The 16980-nt window shown below is 64.5% G+C and carries 14 protein-coding genes and 1 pseudogene; 6 read left to right on the top strand and 9 right to left on the bottom strand.

Going from position 1 to position 16980, the window contains the following annotated elements; translation table 11 throughout:
- Positions 1–197: 197 nt before the first annotated feature.
- On the top strand, positions 198–773 hold the full coding sequence (locus AB0L64_RS10325) for an HD domain-containing protein (RefSeq protein ID WP_363709851.1): 576 nt from the start codon (positions 198–200) through the stop codon (positions 771–773).
- 62 nt (positions 774–835) lie between these two features.
- Here the strand turns inward: AB0L64_RS10325 and AB0L64_RS10320 are convergent, their stop codons facing one another.
- Positions 836–1732 (bottom strand): hypothetical protein, encoded by an 897-nt coding sequence (locus AB0L64_RS10320; RefSeq protein WP_363709849.1) that lies wholly within the window; start codon positions 1730–1732, stop codon positions 836–838.
- Positions 1729–1971, bottom strand: coding sequence for an NAD-dependent epimerase/dehydratase family protein (locus AB0L64_RS10315; RefSeq protein WP_363709847.1), 243 nt, complete (start codon positions 1969–1971; stop codon positions 1729–1731). Before AB0L64_RS10315 ends, AB0L64_RS10320 begins: the two co-directional genes overlap by 4 nt.
- Before the next feature lie 246 nt (positions 1972–2217).
- Here AB0L64_RS10315 and mobF point away from each other — a divergent pair.
- The 4 genes and pseudogenes from mobF to AB0L64_RS10295 all read left to right on the top strand — a co-directional run.
- Positions 2218–3423, top strand: a pseudogene (gene mobF / locus AB0L64_RS10310) (MobF family relaxase); the annotation flags it as partial.
- 61 nt (positions 3424–3484) lie between these two features.
- Positions 3485–6058, top strand: a complete 2574-nt coding sequence (locus AB0L64_RS10305) for an AAA family ATPase (RefSeq protein WP_363710521.1) — start codon at positions 3485–3487, stop codon at positions 6056–6058.
- Between the two features lie 277 nt (positions 6059–6335).
- Positions 6336–6515: a DUF3024 domain-containing protein gene (locus AB0L64_RS10300; protein WP_363709845.1), complete on the top strand. Its 180-nt coding sequence runs from the start codon at positions 6336–6338 to the stop codon at positions 6513–6515.
- A 72-nt stretch (positions 6516–6587) separates the two neighbouring features.
- Positions 6588–7520, top strand: a complete 933-nt coding sequence (locus tag AB0L64_RS10295) for a hypothetical protein (RefSeq protein ID WP_363709843.1) — start codon at positions 6588–6590, stop codon at positions 7518–7520.
- A gap of 9 nt (positions 7521–7529) precedes the next feature.
- Here AB0L64_RS10295 and AB0L64_RS10290 read toward each other — a convergent pair whose 3' ends face one another.
- The 7 genes from AB0L64_RS10290 to AB0L64_RS10260 form a co-directional block, all read right to left on the bottom strand.
- Positions 7530–7802, bottom strand: coding sequence for a hypothetical protein (locus tag AB0L64_RS10290; RefSeq protein ID WP_363709841.1), 273 nt, complete (start codon positions 7800–7802; stop codon positions 7530–7532).
- Between the two features lie 198 nt (positions 7803–8000).
- The gene (locus AB0L64_RS10285; protein ID WP_363709839.1) at positions 8001–8621 is read right to left on the bottom strand and encodes a hypothetical protein; all 621 of its coding nucleotides are present in this window, start codon (positions 8619–8621) and stop codon (positions 8001–8003) included.
- Between the two features lie 455 nt (positions 8622–9076).
- Positions 9077–9412, bottom strand: a complete 336-nt coding sequence (locus AB0L64_RS10280; protein ID WP_363709837.1) for a hypothetical protein — start codon at positions 9410–9412, stop codon at positions 9077–9079.
- A gap of 302 nt (positions 9413–9714) precedes the next feature.
- Positions 9715–10212 (bottom strand): ASCH domain-containing protein, encoded by a 498-nt coding sequence (locus AB0L64_RS10275; protein ID WP_363709835.1) that lies wholly within the window; start codon positions 10210–10212, stop codon positions 9715–9717.
- 161 nt (positions 10213–10373) lie between these two features.
- Complete coding sequence (locus AB0L64_RS10270) at positions 10374–11561, bottom strand: hypothetical protein (protein WP_363709833.1); 1188 nt, start codon at positions 11559–11561, stop codon at positions 10374–10376.
- Between the two features lie 128 nt (positions 11562–11689).
- Positions 11690–13120: a helix-turn-helix domain-containing protein gene (locus AB0L64_RS10265; protein WP_363709831.1), complete on the bottom strand. Its 1431-nt coding sequence runs from the start codon at positions 13118–13120 to the stop codon at positions 11690–11692.
- Between the two features lie 219 nt (positions 13121–13339).
- Positions 13340–13855, bottom strand: a complete 516-nt coding sequence (locus tag AB0L64_RS10260; RefSeq protein ID WP_363709829.1) for a hypothetical protein — start codon at positions 13853–13855, stop codon at positions 13340–13342.
- An 860-nt stretch (positions 13856–14715) separates the two neighbouring features.
- On the opposite strand from AB0L64_RS10260, the gene AB0L64_RS10255 reads away from it, so the two are divergent.
- Positions 14716–16506 (top strand): DUF262 domain-containing protein, encoded by a 1791-nt coding sequence (locus AB0L64_RS10255; RefSeq protein ID WP_363709827.1) that lies wholly within the window; start codon positions 14716–14718, stop codon positions 16504–16506.
- Positions 16507–16980 lie beyond the last annotated feature (474 nt).

The following is a 16980-nucleotide window of genomic DNA, read 5'->3' as shown; positions in this document are numbered from 1 at the left end:
CATCCATTGGATCCAGACCGGAACCTACGAGCTTGATCAAACCAGTGCGTGCGAGTACGACAGAGCGCTACGACAACGCACCGCCGACCAGCTCGAAGCAGCGCCGGACGACAGGCCCGCTCGCAGTCGCACCGTAGAGTTGAACAATCTCCGGTGCGCTGTGCTGCTGGCCGACCGACGATCGAAACGGAGCAATCGTGACCGATGACGTTACCGACCGGGACGCAGCAGGAGTCGCTGCCTTCGCCTACGAGATGGGCGTACTCAAGCGGCTCCGGCGGGCCGGATGGTGGCATGTCGGCGTCCGCGACCCCGAATCCGTCGCAGAGCACAGCCTGCGCGTTGCGCAGCTTGCGGCGCTGATTGCCAGCGAGGAGGGCGGCGATCCGGCACGGGCGGCGTACCTCGGCATGTGGCACGACTCGCAGGAGACCCGCATCGGCGACATTCCGCACAGTGCCAAGCCGTACATGGATGTCGCAAGCAACGAACGCATCACCGAGGACCAGGTAGCCGTCCTTCCGGAGGCGGCCGCCAAGAGCATCAGGGAAGCCGTCACCGAGTACGAGGCCGTCGAGACGATCGAGGCTCGTTGCGCGAAAGACGCCGATCGTCTCGAATGCCTCATGCAGGCCGTCGAGTACGGCGAAGCCGGCTACAAGCGCGTCACCGGCTGGATCGAGTCGTCCCGCGCCCGAATCCAAACCGACTTCGGTCGCCGCCTTGCCGAAGCAGCTCTTCAAACCTCACCACTCGCCTGGCGCGACCGCTGACAGTCCTCATTCATGGGCAGCTGACCGCGAACTGACTGCGAGCCTGAGGACGGTTGGAACAACTATCTCGTCGGCTCACCAGTCGCGATCGGCACGAATCCGCAGAGGCCGGCGACTTGCGCGATCAAATCGAGGTCTTCAACTCCGAGGCGGGTCTCGCGGCAGGTGCTACCGAGCGCTTGGCGACTGAGCGTCATCCCAAGCGTCGAGGAGTTCGGCCTCCCGCTCGGGACGCATCCCAAGCTGGCCTTGCCGTGGGTGGTCGATGAGCCCGTCGCGGTCAGCGCCTCCTTGAAGTCGTGCAGCGTGTCGCGGAGTGGTCTGCAGACGAATCCCTCCTCGGCGGCGCGTCGGCCGTCCACTTGCCAGGTGCCTCGAGGTACCCGCCATAGCGGGATCTCCGTCCACTGCCGGACGGCCTGCTCATCCAGCCATCTGGGATCTACCCAAACCGGATGAGCACGGTGTCCGGTCAGTGCCAGGCAGACGTCGATCATGGAGCCGTACGTCGAGTGGCCGATCGGGGCGACGAGGTTGAAGACACCGTCCTGCTTCGCCTCGACCGAGTCGAGGAGGAACGTTGACACGTCGCGTACGTCGACTGGCTGAATGGGCTGCTCAGGAGGCGCAGGGAGCAGCCATCGACCACCGCGCGAAGCTCGTGCCAGCAGCTTGAGTCCGCGGCCGACGTACTCACCCGGCCCCAGGATGACTCCCGGGCGCACAATCAAGCTGCGCATGCCCCCTTCCATCGCCGCTGCCTCGCAGCCCGCCTTCAGCGTGCCGTACTGGCCGCCGATCGTGAGACCGGCCAGCTCGGGAGAATCTTCGGTATAGGTCGGCGACGATGGCCAGAGCGCCGAATCCTCGCTGACAGAAACAGCCGGCCAATCGAGATAGGCACTCACGGTCGAGATGAGCACGTACTGCTCGACGTGCTGTCCGAGCACTGCCGTCACCCGAGTGACGTCGACGGTTCATAGGCACTGGTGTCGATGAGCGCGTCCCACGGGCCAGACTCGGCCAAGCGCTGGAGGTCCGCTTCGTTCCGACGATCGCCGAGAACGTGTGTCGCGCCAGCCGGCGGCAGACCATTCTTGCCACGGGAGAAAGCCGTGACTTCCCATCCCCGAGCCAAGGCGTCCACGATCAGCGTTCGCCCCAGGAACCAACTGCCGCCAAGGATAAGAAGTCGCATGAGCCAATCCTGCCCTCCGACGGCCCGCCGGGCTGGCGCCACGAAGTTGCACCGCCCCCATCAAGTTATCCGCCATGCAAGATACGGCTGGCCGTAATGAGGCGACGCTGACCGAGCAACACATGCTGACCCGCATAGCAACCACCACCGTCAGGCACGGATCAAGGACATCCAGGACGCCAACAGCCCCACGGACATCGCCGCTCGTCCTCTCCGAGCCGCGATGATTCGTCAGATCTTTAGGGAATGAGTGAAGGCGCTGACTCGAAGCGCCAAACGTTGCCGTGGGCGACGAGCGTCGCTGGCCATGAAACGACAGCCTCGATCCGAGCACACCTCTTGCATGCTCGGCCCGACCCTCCGAGAGCCGTCACGATCAAGCCTGTGAGCGCTCAGCCGTTGAGCTTGCATGAGCGATCTGACGAACCCACGCAGCAGCCTAGTTCCAGGCGGGCGACTGTGCTGAGTATCCACCGGATGAATGCCGGAGAAGGTTATCTGTATCTGCTTCGGCATGTCGCGGCTGGTGATGTTGATCGGCGGATGGCGACGCCGTTGACGGCGTACTACACCGCGTCGGGATACCCACCTGGCCGCTGGATGGGCCACGGCCTCAGCGGCTTGGGCGACGGCGAGTTGGTGCCCGGCAGCGAGGTGACCGAGGCACAGATGGCTGCGCTGTTCGGACGCGCAGAAGATCCGCTGACCGGCCGGACGCTCGGCGAGCCGTACCGCGTTTTCAAGAGTCCGGAGCACCGCATCCGTGACCGGATCCGCGAACTCGACCCGGCGCTGCCGGACCCCGAATGTGAGCACGCCGTGGCGCAAATCCGGCGGGAAGAGATGCGGAAGAAGTCGCGGCAGGCGGTCGCTGGGTTCGACCTCACGTTCTCTCCGGTGAAGTCGGTTTCGGCCCTCTGGGCGACGGCCGATGTGGGCACCCAGGAGCAGATCGTTGCGGCCCATCACGCGGCTGTCGCCGACGTGGTGTCACTGATCGAGCAGCATGCGGCGTTCACCAGGAGCGGGGATGGCGGCATCGCGCAGCTGGATACTCGCGGCGTGATCGCGGCAGCGTTCGATCACTGGGACAGCCGCAGCGGCGATCCGCAACTGCACACTCACGTCGTGGTCGCCAACCGTGTCCAGGGCCCGGACGCCGCCTGGCGGACCCTGGACGGGCGTGTGCTGTACCGAGCCGCGGTGGCAATGTCGGAGATCCACAACGTGCTTCTGGCCGACCATCTCACCCGCCGTCTCGGGGTGAGTTGGGAGCTACGCGAACGCGGTTCCCGGCGGAATCCGGCGTTCGAAATCGACGCGATTCCCGACGAACTGATCCGCGAGTTCTCCGCCAGAACGGCACAGATCGAGGCCAACCTCAGCGCACTTCTCGACGACCACGGCGACCAGATCCGGCCACCCGACCGCCGCGAAATGTACGCCCTGCGGCAGCAAGCAACCCTCATGAACCGCCCCTCCAAGCACCACGCCCAACCCCCTCGCCGTGCTCATGGCGCAGTGGCGAAAACGCGCCGATCAAGCGATCGGACACGACGCCGTCGCCGCCATCCAACGATCCCTCAACGCGGCCGGCGAGCGTCCCCTCGCAGCCGCAGACCTGAAACCGGAAACACTCGACGCGTACGGCGCCGCGACCGTCCTGACACTGCAAACCAAACGCGCGACCTGGACCCGCTGGAACCTCCTCGCCGAAGCCGCACGTCAAACCCGGCTCCTCCGTTTCGTCACCACCAACGACCGGATCGCCGCGCTGCAGGCGATCGTCGGACGCGCCGAACAGCACTCGATCACCCTCACCGCACCCGACGTAGTCACCACCCCTGTCACCCGCGCCAGCGGCGAAGGCGTGTTCACCATCCACAACGGCCAGATCTACACCTCACCTGTGATCCTCGGCGCCGAAGCAGTTCTGCTCGACCTCGCCCGCGACACCACCGGGCCCACCATCGCCCCAGCCACCATCAGCACCGCCGGCCTCAGCCCCGACAAAGCCGCTGCGCTCGCCCGAATCGCGGCCAGCGGACAGAAGCTCGAAGCCCTGATCGGACCCGCCGGCACCGGCAAAACCAGCCTTCTCTCCGCACTCACCGCCAGCTGGGAAGCCAGGTACGGCGACGGGTCGATCATCGCCCTCGCGCCATCATCAGCCGCCTCCACCATCTTGTCCGACGCGATCGGCACCCCCACCGAGAACATCGCGAAGTGGATCTACGAGTCCGCCGGCCTCGGCGCCGAACAACGCCGGGAGCAGATCCAGCAGACGTCGTACGCCGTACGCCTGGCAGACCGGTCGCGCCGTCGCCGCCGTCAGCAACGGCTTGCTGCACAGCTTGCCGCGCTACACGCCGAACAGGACCGATGGAGCTTCCAAAAGAACCAGCTCGTCATCGTCGACGAAGCCTCCATGGCCAGCACCATGGAACTCGCCACAATCGCCCGCGCCGCCAACACCGCTGGCGCCAAACTTCTCCTCGTTGGCGACGACGCCCAACTCTCCGCAGCCGACACCGGCGGCGCGTTCCGGCTCATCGCGCGCGACACGGAGGCGGCCGAACTCACCGACGTCTGGCGCTTCACCAACCCCTGGGAACGCGACGCCAGCCTCGCCCTCCGCCGCGGCGGACTCGACGCCATCGACGCATACGACAACCACCATCTGCTGACCGCGGGCTCATCAGAGGCGATGGAAGACGCCGCCTACAAGGCCTGGCTCACCGACACCCACCACGGCAAAACCAGCCTGCTGATAGCCGCCGACAACACCACCGTCGCCCGCCTCAACGCCCGCGCCCGCCTCGACCGCATCACCACCGGCGAAGTCGAACCCGACGGCATCGAACTCCACAACGGCAACCACGTCGGCCTCGGCGACCACATCGTCACCCGCCTCAACAACCGCCGCCTCCCCTACGGAACCAGCACCGGCAGCCGCCAGTTCGTGAAGAACGGCGACCACTGGACCGTCATCCACCGCTGGCCCGACGGCTCCGTCACCGTCCAAAACCACGACCGCGACACCGTCACCCTCCCGAGCTCCTACGTCCAGGAATCCGTCGAACTCGCCTACGCCACGACCGCCCACCGGGCCCAGGGCGCCACCGTCGACACGGCCCATCTACTCGTGACGGAGCGGCTCACCCGGGCCCTGATGTACGTCGGCATGACCCGCGGCCGCGACGCCAACAACGCCTACGTAGCCACCCACCAAACCGCTACGGATCTCCATGAACCCCACGCTGAACAGACCATGCAGGACGTTCTCGAAGCCGTCCTCCAAGACCCAGGCGTCGAACAATCCGCCCACGAAGTCATGCGCCAAGAACTCGACAACGCCACCCGCCTCGACCGGCTGATCCCCATCCACGAACACCTCTGCCAACTCGACGCCAAGAACCGCTACCGGCCCGCCATCACCACCTCCGGCCTCGACCCAGCCGACCAAGCAGCACTCCAGGCCTCCCCCGCCTACGGCCCACTCATCGCCGAACTCCGCCGCGCCGAAAACGCCGGCCTCGACGCCACAGACGTACTCCACCGCGCCGTCGGCCTATCACAGCTCACAACTGCCAACGACCTGGCCGCCGTCATCCACCACAGAGTCCGCCGCCTGACCGCCCGATCACTACACAAGACCGGCCACCACCCTGCACAGATCCTCGGCCTCATCACCCCAGCGACCCACGTCAGCGACCCCACGCTGATAGCACCACTGCGCGAGCTCGAGTCCCAGATCATCGAACGAGCCAACTGGCTCGCCAACGAGCTACTTACCAGCCCGCCCGACTGGTACCGGGAACTGCGTCGCACCGCTCGCACGGCATCAGACCAGGAACACGAAGAAGTCGCCCGCAAGGTCGCCGCCTACAGAGAGCGTTACCAGATCCACGGCCACTCCATCCTCGGCGACGCCCCTCCGGCCAACGCAGTCGAACGACGCCGCGAACACTCCCAACTCATGAAGACGCTCAACGACTTCTCGCCACGAGGTGCCGAACGATCGACAGATAGAACAGGCTTCTCCGAAGGGCCAACACTGTCAGTTGCACCATCGCAGCCAGACTGAGTTTCGCCAAGCGAGGTGATCTGCGAGACCCACCCACCGCGGTCGGTATGGTCTGAGGAATGGCGGTCACTCACGCGTACCCATCAAGATGCCGCCACTCCGACGACTGGTGATCTGAATGGCTCTCCCCGAACTGGACGTGGCACGAGTACGGCGATGGTGCGCCGGGCGGGTTCCTGAGCACGCTCGAGATCAACTGCGCATCGAGTGCGAACCTGCTCCGCGACACCTAACCATCGTTGAACGGCGCCCACCATGGAACGAGGATCTCGGCGCAGTGTGGAGCAGCTCTGCAATCGCCCGCCTGCGCTACACGGCCACTGACAAGTGCTGGAGGTTGTACTGGAGCGACCGGCACCAGCGCTTCCACGTCTACGCTGACCTGGCGCCGTCGCGGACCATCGACGACCTCCTGGCCGAGATCGACCGCGACCCCAGCAGCATCTTCTGGGGCTGACCGCAGACCGTCTGCAGACTGGTCCTCCTTCGACGCGACACGTGCGTGCGGCGAAGCTGCCATCATCAGTCTGTGCTGCTGCCGTACGTGTACAAGGTGACGAAGTACGACCCGACCGACTGGAACGAAGACGGCCGATACGTCGGTCTTGAGGTCGAAACGAGCGATCACGGCCCGAAGGAGGCCGCGTACCTCGCCGCGGTGCTGGCGTTCGCGGAAGAGAGCGAGGTCGCCGAAGTCAGCATCCGCGAGCCTGAACTCGCCGGCCCGGTGAACTTCGGGCTAGAGGCACCGATCGACGGGTACGGACTGGACGGGCTCCTGTCGCCGGATCTGAGTGATTACTACGACGGGGCCGTCGTGCCGGTCAGCGTCGCCATCGAGCTCGTCCGGACGATGTTGCGGGACAACGGCGCATGGTGTCGGCTCGAGGTCGAGGAGAAATTCCTCGTTCACGTCGGCTTCGACCAGTACATGTACATCGGAAGTCATATCCCGTGCGAACGCGCACTCGCCGCTGCCGTCGACCTCGGGTTGTTCCCGGTCCGGCAGGAACGGTCGCCGTACGAGGACAGCGACGAAACACCTGGGCCCGCTGCCGATGCCGGGTTCTGGGCGAACCTCGCCGACCTCACGAGACGACACGGCACGATCCTGCTACGCGAGTCCCCGGTTCGGAATATGTCTCGATGGCATCGACTCACGCCAGGAACAGTTGACGGCGTCCAGCTCGCGCCGCGCGCCATGCTGAGCGTCTGGCCGGACCTCGCTCCGGACGTGGAAGCCGTCCAGGCGACAGCTGGCAGCGTCTGCGAGTACGTCTGGGAGGACCAGGCCGGCGACATTCAGAGCGTGATCCTTTTCGACCCCAACGCCGAAGACCTTCCGGACGGGGCCGTTGCAGCAGCCGCAATCTCCCTCATCGAGGAGGAGTACAACCCGCTGCTTGAGGGAGTCCTGCCCGATCCCGACGGCGTACTGCGAGCCCGCTGGTCAGCCAGCTGACGAAGCTACTCAGTGTCCTACAAGCTGTCCGATGTCCTTGGCCAATGGCCAAAGCGCAGTCGCGAGCGACAAGACGGCCGCCACTGCTGGTATCCAACGCCTCGGGCGCGTGTTACTCCAGGCATCGTCGTCGGAAATGCTTGCAACGGTGGCGCGCGACGGTTCGAGCACAGTCAGATCCTGTTTCGCGATCAGGCGGATCGCCCGCTCCACGGCTCGGTCCTTCTTAATGTCTCCCTCAGCCGCCTCAAGCGCGCTGTACGCGGAGATCACGGGATCCATTGCCGCCAAGTACGCCTGTCGATTGGCAGGCTGAACTTCATCACGGATCCGCAGACACGCTGTCCGCAATGAGTGAGTGGTAGAGCGTACGATCTCCTGCGCCGTCGAACTGGATCTCCTCCGCGCCCTGAGCGTGCCCTCCGATGGAAGCCAGGAGCACTCCCACCACCACTTTCTGATGTTCGGAACGGCCTGGTACTACGGCCAGAATCGTGCAACGCCGCGCAGGAAGATCAGCTTTGCGTAGTGTCTTGCATGCAAGTCGAAGGCGCGGTAGGCGATGAACATACCGCCGCCTGCCGACGCTACGAATACCGGAACAGCGTGTTCCGGTCCTACGTTCGCCGCAGATGCCATTCCCACCAAGGCGCCCAGGAATGGCGTCAGGAACGACGCCTCGAGCACCAGCTCCGAGTACACCTGCCGGCGCGCAAAACACATCACCTCCTCGGCGCCGACTCCATACCGCTTCAGCCAGGTCAATTCGCGATACGCCGGTGCAATCGCCCGCCAAGACCGCCACGTGATCCGGCCCAGTGCCACGCCGCTGGCAATGACGAGCATGGCCGCACCGGTTGGGGTCGCCCGAGAGACCGGTGAGACGAATGACGCGACCGCCAGCACCTGGACCGCCACGGAGCTCGCGATGAACGCCATCCCGAGGATGCGCGGAGTCAGCTGGCGCCCGGCCGACATGAGCAGCTGTGAACGAACGTTGAGGATGGCTGTCGCGTGAAATGCGATGGACGTGAAATACAACAAGGCCATCAGCGGAATCGCGAGCAGCTGCCATGCCAGCGCAACGAGAATTGAACTCACGCGCCAACTATCGGTGATCCCACCGACAAGTCAGGCCGTGCACACCTGGGAACACGTGCGAGGAACGAGGCCCGTAGATTGCGGGTTGCCCGAGTGAAGAGCGCCTGGACTGGAGTGGCTCCGGCATGGCTGGGGTGCCTCTTGCAGGTGGGTGAGCGGTTCCTAGACTGCGCGTCGCAGGCTCAGCGCGCCTCTTCATGAGTTGACGGGCGAGGACAATGCGTTGGCTGTGGTTCAGGCCTTCGCAGATCCGGCTTGGTCATTCGCACGGCTGGCCCGGTTTAGCCTGTTACCGACGTTACGCGACAGGATCCAAGGCAACCGCGAGCTAGGTGACAGCCCAATCAACGCAGCGGCCTCGATCGCCCCGCTGATCTCCTCGGTCAGGTAGCTGTCAGCGCGACACCACCAGGCCGCCGCAACCGGTCGGACTGTGGGACCAGCCTCCGGGAGTCTCAGTCGGGGTACTGGAGGAAGGCTGGCTGGACACGCAGCAGGTGGGTGTCGGGGTGCGTGGCTTCATACCGCTCCATGACCTCGTCGTAGCGCTTTGCCTCAAACAGCTTCACGGCCTGCTCGTCTTCGTCGAGGCCGCACGCCATCGCCAAAGCGGCTCCCTCGCGCAGCGCGATCGCCTTGGTCGGATAGACCCACACATCCAGCCTGCCGCATCCGCTGTAGCCGCGATGAGCCAGCGTCCACACGGCCGGGTCCTTCGTCGTGTCCACGCTGCCGTCCGGGTGATAAGTCGTCGACGACGTCACCTGCCGGATGAACGTGGGACGGCTCACCTGTCAACAGTAGCGGACCGAGCTCAGCCTGAGCTCAGCCTCGGCCCGCGGCGATGGTGGCTCCGCGGTGTGAGCACTGGTGCGGGACGGGGTGGCCTGCCGTCTGGCAGCAGACGTGGTTCCGCGTGCCGTGGTGCCAGCCATTGACAGCACGGAGTCGGTTCGCCGGTCGTACCCGGCGAGGTGCTGGTCTGGCTGGCCTGGGCTACTCATCGCTGGTCAGCTCGCCAGTCCGGTCCGCAAACGCCAGCGTGGCTTCCCCATGTCCGTTGGGCCGGTGGCCGTAACGGACCGCCCCCATATCACGGCTTCACCAACTCGATGCCGATGGCGACGACACCCAGAGCTTCGCGCTCGGGAGGGTAGATCTGGCGGATGTTGGCGAGCTGCTCCTCCCGCGTGGCGAGGGGGTTGACGGCGGCGACTGATTCGGAGTCGAACATTGCGTCGAAGTCGGTGTAACGGGCGACCCTCGTTACCCGGGTCAGCACTTCGTCACCTTGGCAGCGGAACCGGATCAGGGAGCCGGGTTTGATGTTCTTGCGGCTGGAGTCGTTGACCCGGATCTCGGTAGTTTTGCGGCCGGCGACAATGAGGGCGAAGTAGCGCTTGTAGATGCCCATCTCGTGGGCACGGATCAGTGGTTCGGTGGGGCGTTCGGTCATCAGTCGGCGTAGCTCCTTGACGGTGAGCGATCGGAAGAAATGCTTGGGGTCCGTAAGCAACTGCGACACCAACCAGACCAAGGCGTCGACGTTGTTGTCGACCGTTCCAGTGAGGCAGTGGTGTCGAACGTCCATCGTTCGACACCGGCGGGAAGGGCACCGCGGCCGTGCTCGCGGCAGCGACTTGGACAGCTTCGCGCCCATCGGGGCCAGGACCTGGGGGTAAAGATCCGGATCGGCTCTCCCGGACGGCTCAAGCGCCAGGCCACCAACAACGCGGCCGGCTCGTGGCTGCCTCAAATTCGGCGACAGCGGGAACGAAGCTCAGCGATGATCTCTTTCTCACGCGCGGTGATGTCGCCGTCCACTGTGGCCACTCGGTCGGCGACCTCGAGGAGTTCGGTCAGGTCCCCGGACTCGGCGGCGAGACGCTTCCACACATCGTTGGGGTCGATGTTGACGAGGTTGGCAAGCTCCTCATCGACTACTTGATGCTGATCGCGGACGACCCTCACCAGGTGCTTCATCAGCAGCGTCTCGTCGTCACTGATCTTGTTATCCGCCGTGATGACGAGCCACGCAACCCACAGCATCAGCTGCGGGTATTGGCACGGGCTGCTCAGCCGCTCGGCCAACTCGATCACCCGCGCCTCGTTACGGAAGATGGCTCTCGCATGCCGGCCCGCGACCAACGTCGTGTAGCGGTTCAGCACGACGGCGAGGGGGATGCCGACCAGGGGGATACCAACCTTGATGGCATTGCGTTGCAACAGATACTTCCCGATGACGGGGAGCGTCTTTGCGGTGGCCAGGACGTTCTTGGAGTAGAACTGCTTGACCAACGGGCGTACCATGAACGGTACCGACTTGGTGACGCCCTCCCGCGCCAGTTCCCCAGTCTTGATCGTGAACGCCACGCGAACGAGCTTCCACAGGTCGTCCGGGTCATCCAGATCCAGCGGGATCCGATAGAGCACGGAGATGTCGTAGGCCAGGCGCAGCTGAAGCTGTGTGATGTAGGCGAGGTCGACGAGGAACGTCACCGCGGCAGCCGGGGCAGTCAGCGGTGAGGCACTGCCCAGACTGCCGATGGTCGTCACAACGGCCGCTGAGTACGCCCCCGCGGAGAGCCCGCCTTCGAGCGCGGCGTACCGCGATGCCATCCTGATCCGCTGCTCGACGATGCCGTCCGCCGGCACGCCGTCGTACTTCTCCTTGAAGTACTGCCAATCGACCTTCCTGGTGTACGAGTTCAGCGCATGCGCGACGAGCTTCGAGAACCAGCCGCCCGACTTGACGTCATCCGCGTCCAGCCCCTTGATGAACTCCCGCAGCTCGGCCCGGTCTCGCTCGACGTCCGCCCGCGCAGCATCGTCCTCGGATTCGTCGACGTCAATTGGAGTTTCGGTCATTGCTAGCCCCCAGCGGTTCAGCGGGCAGCCAGCTCGAACGGGCGCCGCTTGCGTCTCGATACGGTGAAGCATCAGTCAGAACATCGGTCGACGAATGCCGACTTGAGCCCGCCATGTTAGGCCGGTTCGTGTGACCCGCTCCACTTCATCCGTCTAAGACGGCTCACGTCACTCCTGCCGGACATCAACACGAGCGGGGCTCACCAGAGGTCGAGATCCGCGAACTCCTGGTCCAGGGCGGTTGCTGCGGAGGGGTTGTGGATTCGGCGGCCCATGTAGACGTCTTGGGTTATGGAGACTTGCGCTTGGCCTAGGTGGTCGGCGATCTGGCGGGCGGATTGGCCTCGGCGGTCCAGGGCGGTGGCGGTGGTTTTGCGGAATGTGTGGGAGCGGATCCAGGTGAGGGCGTCTGAGGGTGAGGGTTGGGCTGCTTGGTCGACTTGGGCGCTGAGGGTGGGGGATGTGTCGAGGTTTATGCGGTAGGTCTTGACGAGGGTGGCTACGAGTTCGCGGTCGAGCTTGATGCGGCCACTCTCAATCAGCTCGAGTCTGGTCTTTGGCCAGCCGAGCTTCGTGGCGACCTGTTTGCGAGTCAGGCCAGCCTGAAGTCGCGCGGATCGCAGTACTTGGCCGAGGTCTCGGCGCGCGGTGCTGGCTACGGGGGACAGCGCGCGGCGGAGGGCTCGGCGGACGTTGGAGGGGTCTCGGAAGCTTCCGAGGGAGTCGGCGAAGATGGGTTCGTCGAGGCAGATGCCGGCTGCGTGGCGTCTGCGGAGCATGGCGACGGCCCAGTCCGGGAGGGGTAGGGCACGTTCGCCGGCCTTCGACTTCGGGGCCTTGCGGATCAAGCCTTGGCCTGGGACGCGCACCATGGTGTGAGTGATCTCGACTGCGCCGGACTCGAGGTTGACCTGTGACCAGAGGACTGCGAGTGACTCGCCGATTCGGACGCCTGTGCCGAGCATGAAGAGGACCAAGTCCGGCAGGTCGGCTCGTACGGCGGTCTTGTCGGTGGTCAGGAGTTGGCGTAGGCCAGCGATCTCTTCGTTGGTGAGTGCTCGGGGCGGGTCCTTCGGGCGGGCTTCGATCGCTTCGACCTCGCGGACCGGGTTGACGGTCAGGGCGCCGTACCGGACGGCGAGTTGCATCATGCCGGAGATGACCGCGCGGCAGGTCTTCGCAGTGGACCGGCCGGCGTTGCGCTTGATGGTTCCGATGACTCTGTCGATGCGTGGTGTGGTTGCCTCGCCGATCAGGAGTTCGCCAAGGGCGGGCCGCACGTGGTTCTTGATGGCTGTGCGGTACGTCGTCAGCGTCGTCGGTGATCGACGGCCGTCTTCGATGCGTTCCTCGAACTTCTCGATCCAGAGGTCGATGAGGTGGTTGATCTTGTCCGTTGGGCTCAGCTCGCCGGACTGTGTGAGCTTTGCGCGGTCTCGGAGCTTCGTGAGTAGGCGGTGCACGGCTGCGGTCTTGGTCCTGGCGGATGCGGTGACCTCACGGGTATGCCCGTCGTGGTCACGGAAGTATGCGGCGGCGCGCCAGGCCACCACCTTGCCGTTGTCGTCCTTCCTCTCGGCTCGGGATCGGACGTTGCCCCACGTTCCGATCGGAAGGTGCGGTCTGCTCATCTCAGCCCTCCACAGTCCAGCTGCACGTGGCAGCTCAACGGCTGGGCGGGCCGGAGATCGGACGAAACGAGAGCAGTGCGAGAGGATGCGAAACGTCGCTCAACAACGAGTGGGACTGCCTGCGCCGAAGCTGCAAAGTGGAGATGCTGGCTTGCAGTGCATCAGAGGAATCGCGCAAGCTCACCAGGGTTCGTTACATGTGCGACTGGGCACTGAGAATCAACCGTCGCGGCCCCACAGCAGCTGATCGAGGACGAGCAGGCTGACGCCAAGCTCGGCCGCCGCCGCCCGTGCCACAACCAGGATGGAATGTTCATCGCCCGGCACGTCGAACCCTAGCTTGCGGAGTGCACCGGCGACCCGTAGATCCGGCTTCAACGCGTCGGATCCACATCGCATACGCATGTATGCGAACAGTGCCGGGCCGATCCCCGACACCCCACCAACGATCGGGTCCAACTTCGGAGCGTGCTCGAGACCCTGAACCCCGTCGGCCCATGCTCGACAGCCTTCATCCTCCGAAACCGCTTGGTCACGACAGAAGGCGAGGAGGTTAGCCGCCACCGTCTGAAGCGTTACCGGCTCGGTCCGCTGCAGCCCGAACTGCTCGGCCTGCACCTCGCTCTGCGCCAGCCTCGCCAAGGAGGGGTCACCTGCAGCGGCCCACTTCTCGACGCGTGGCAAGACCGCACTGTGATACTTCCGCTGCCGGGAGACCACCACATCGAAGACCATCGCCCCGCGGCGTCCGCGATACACCTCGCCGTACTCTTCAGCGGCCCTATGGGGCCCGTCCCCGCGCGAACCGGCGAGGTTCCGAAGGCGCTCGACGGCTTGGGACCATTGTTGCCGCTTCCGCATGACCGCCAAGACACCTGCAGTGGTAGACGCGGTGCGATCTGTCGACTCTTGGTTCAAAATGAGGCCCCCTTTTGCCGCTAACTGGCACGCGCCAAATGTCTACAAGACGCGACTGACTGTAGCCCGGATCCTCAGCCATTCCGGGTTCAATACACACCGCGTTCGTTGGGAAGGTGGCATTCGTGCCGAGCAAGGACGACGAGCAGACCCGGGGCCACGGCGGTTCGTCTGGTCATCGATCATGTTGACGACGTGACCGATCTCGTCTGGCTGCGAACTGGCCAACGGGATGGACTTCAGAGCAGGTATAACGCCAGAGCTGACGCGACCCCGCTAGCATCATCGCGTACCGGTCCCGGTGATCCTGCACTGAGCAGTGCAGTTCCGGGTCGTCCCACAGGGCGCGGTGACGTCAACCGTTTGCCGAGCAACTCACCCGAGCGCTTTCGGCCGGCTGACGTGCGTCGCACTTGCCCGGAGTGGGCCGATCGCACATATGGTGTCTTCCTGCCCAAGCACCGCCGGGGCAATCCGAGGGCCTACACGGAGTACTTCGTTCGTCATCCCGATGGCTCCTACAGCCTCATCGGGTAACGGCCAAGTAGGGGGCTGATAACTCCAATCCTCGCCACCGCTTTACAAGTTGCCTGGTCAGTACCGCCAAGTCGGTCACCTAGCCGGTGCGGATGTCGGAAGTCCCCACTAACCTTCCTGTGCACGAAGAGGAGAGATGAATGGCGAAGTACTCGGTAACGCAGTCAGCGGTCACGCAGCTGCTGGCTCACGTCAAGAGCGACCACATCGCCATCCCCGAGCTCCAGCGCCCGTTCGTCTGGGACAGCATCAAAGTCCGCGACCTCATGGACTCGCTCTACAAGGGCTACCCCGTGGGCTACCTCATCACGTGGCAGTCGGTCGGAGCCAAGCTCAAGGGCGGCCAGGTCGCAGCCCACCAGCAGATCCTCATCGACGGGCAACAGCGGATCACCGCCCTCCGCGCCGCCGTCGCCGGACTCAAGGTGATCAACAAGAAGTACAAGGCCGTTCGGATCACCATCGCGTTCAACCCAATCACCGAGGAGTTCGCGACCCTGACCCCGGTCATCGGCAAGAACCCACAGTGGATCTCCGATATCAGCGAGTACTTTAACGCCGACTCGCCGTTGTCCTTCGCGCGTGAGTACCTCGAGCGCAACCCCGACGTCGACGCCAAGACGTTCGAGACGAATCTGGCCCGGCTCGAAGGCATCAAGAACGCCCAGATCGGCATCATCGGGCTCGCCGACGACCTCGACGTCGAAACCGTCTCCGAGATCTTTATCCGGATCAACTCCAAGGGCGTCCCCCTCAGCAGCGCCGACTTCGCCATGAGCAAGATCGCGACCTACGGCGATCGCGGCCGAAACCTGCGCAAGCTCATCGACTACTTCTGCCACCTCGCTGTCGCACCCCACGCCTACGCCGACATCAACGAGAACGACCACGAATTCGCGGGCACTCCATACCTCAAGGCCATCAGTTGGCTGAAGGACGAGGCCGAGGACCTCTATGACCCCGAGTACAGCGACATCATTCGAGTCACCGGCCTCGTCGGCTTCAGCCGCGGCAAGGCGTCAAGCATCGTCAGCGAGCTGTCAGGGCGCGATCCGGAGACCCGGAGGGTTGACGAGGAGCGGATCCCTGTCGCGTACGACAAGCTCGAACGCGCGCTGCTGCAGATCGTGAACAACTACCACTTCGACAACTTCTTGATGCTCATCAAGTCCGCGGGCTTCATCACGCCGGGCATGGTGAACTCGAAGAATGCCCTCAACTTCGCCTACGCCCTCTACCTGCGCCTGCGCGAGGACAAGGGCATGAGTGAAGGCGAGCGGAAGCGGATCGTGAAGCGCTGGTTCGTGATGTCGATGCTCACCGGCCGCCACTCCGGCAGCTTCGAGTCGACCTGGGAGCAAGACATCCGCCGGATCGGCGAACAAGGACCCGCGAACTACCTCAAGCAGGTCGAGGAATCCGAACTGTCAGATGCCTTCTGGGCAGTCGCTCTCCCTGCTGCCCTCGAGACGACGAGCACGGTCAGCCCGTTCTTCCAGACGTTCCTGGCCGCACAGGTGGCGAACAACTCTCGCGGATTTCTGTCGAAGGGCATCACCGTCGCGGCCATGCAACAACAATCGGGCGACATTCACCACATCGTGCCCAAGGACTACCTGCAGAAGAACGGCTACCCGGACCGCGGCGACTACAACCAGGTCGCGAACTTCGCGCTCACCGAGACGGCGATCAACATCAGCATCAGCAACAAGCCGCCGATGCAGTACATGGCCGAGATCGCCACCCAGACCGAGTCCGCCCAGCTAATCCTCGGAGAGATCACAGACCCTGATGACTTGGCTGCGAACCTCGCCGAGAACGCCGTCCCGGCCAAGCTGGCCCAGGTCACAGCCGGGAGTTACAAAGAGTTCTTGGTCGAGCGTCGGAAGCTGATGGCGGCGACCATCCACGACTACTACCAGGCCCTGTGACTACGGCGGGCGACCCTCTGCTCTCGCGGGGGGCCGCCGGTCCGCCTCGGCGTTGGCGATGGTCTTCTAGGCGCACTTGACCGACCAGACATCTGGGATGCTGCGAGGAAGCACGGGGTACCGCGGGCATCGAGGAAACTGGGCCCTCACCTGGAGGTTTGGCGGATCCTCTTCTCGGAATCGGACCGACGACCTTCTCCTCTCACCACGGGATCGGATGTTGCCCAACGTTCCGATCAGAAGGTGCGGTCTGCTCATATCTGCCCTCCACCGTCCAGCTGCATGTGGCAGCCCAACGGCTGGGCGAGCCGGAGAACGGGCGAAACGAGAGCAGTGCGAGAGGATGCGAAACGTCGCTCAACAACGCGCAGCCAGCTGCGTGTCAACGACGGGTGAAAATGAACCCCTTTGCGGCGGTTGAAAGTGGACCCCTTGCTGGTTGTCATGGTCAGTCGTCGGTCGGGGTGGGGATTC

This window comes from Kribbella sp. NPDC051936 (assembly GCF_040680955.1).
GTDB lineage: Bacteria > Actinomycetota > Actinomycetes > Propionibacteriales > Kribbellaceae > Kribbella.
This window is presented reverse-complemented; position numbering and strand designations above follow the sequence as displayed.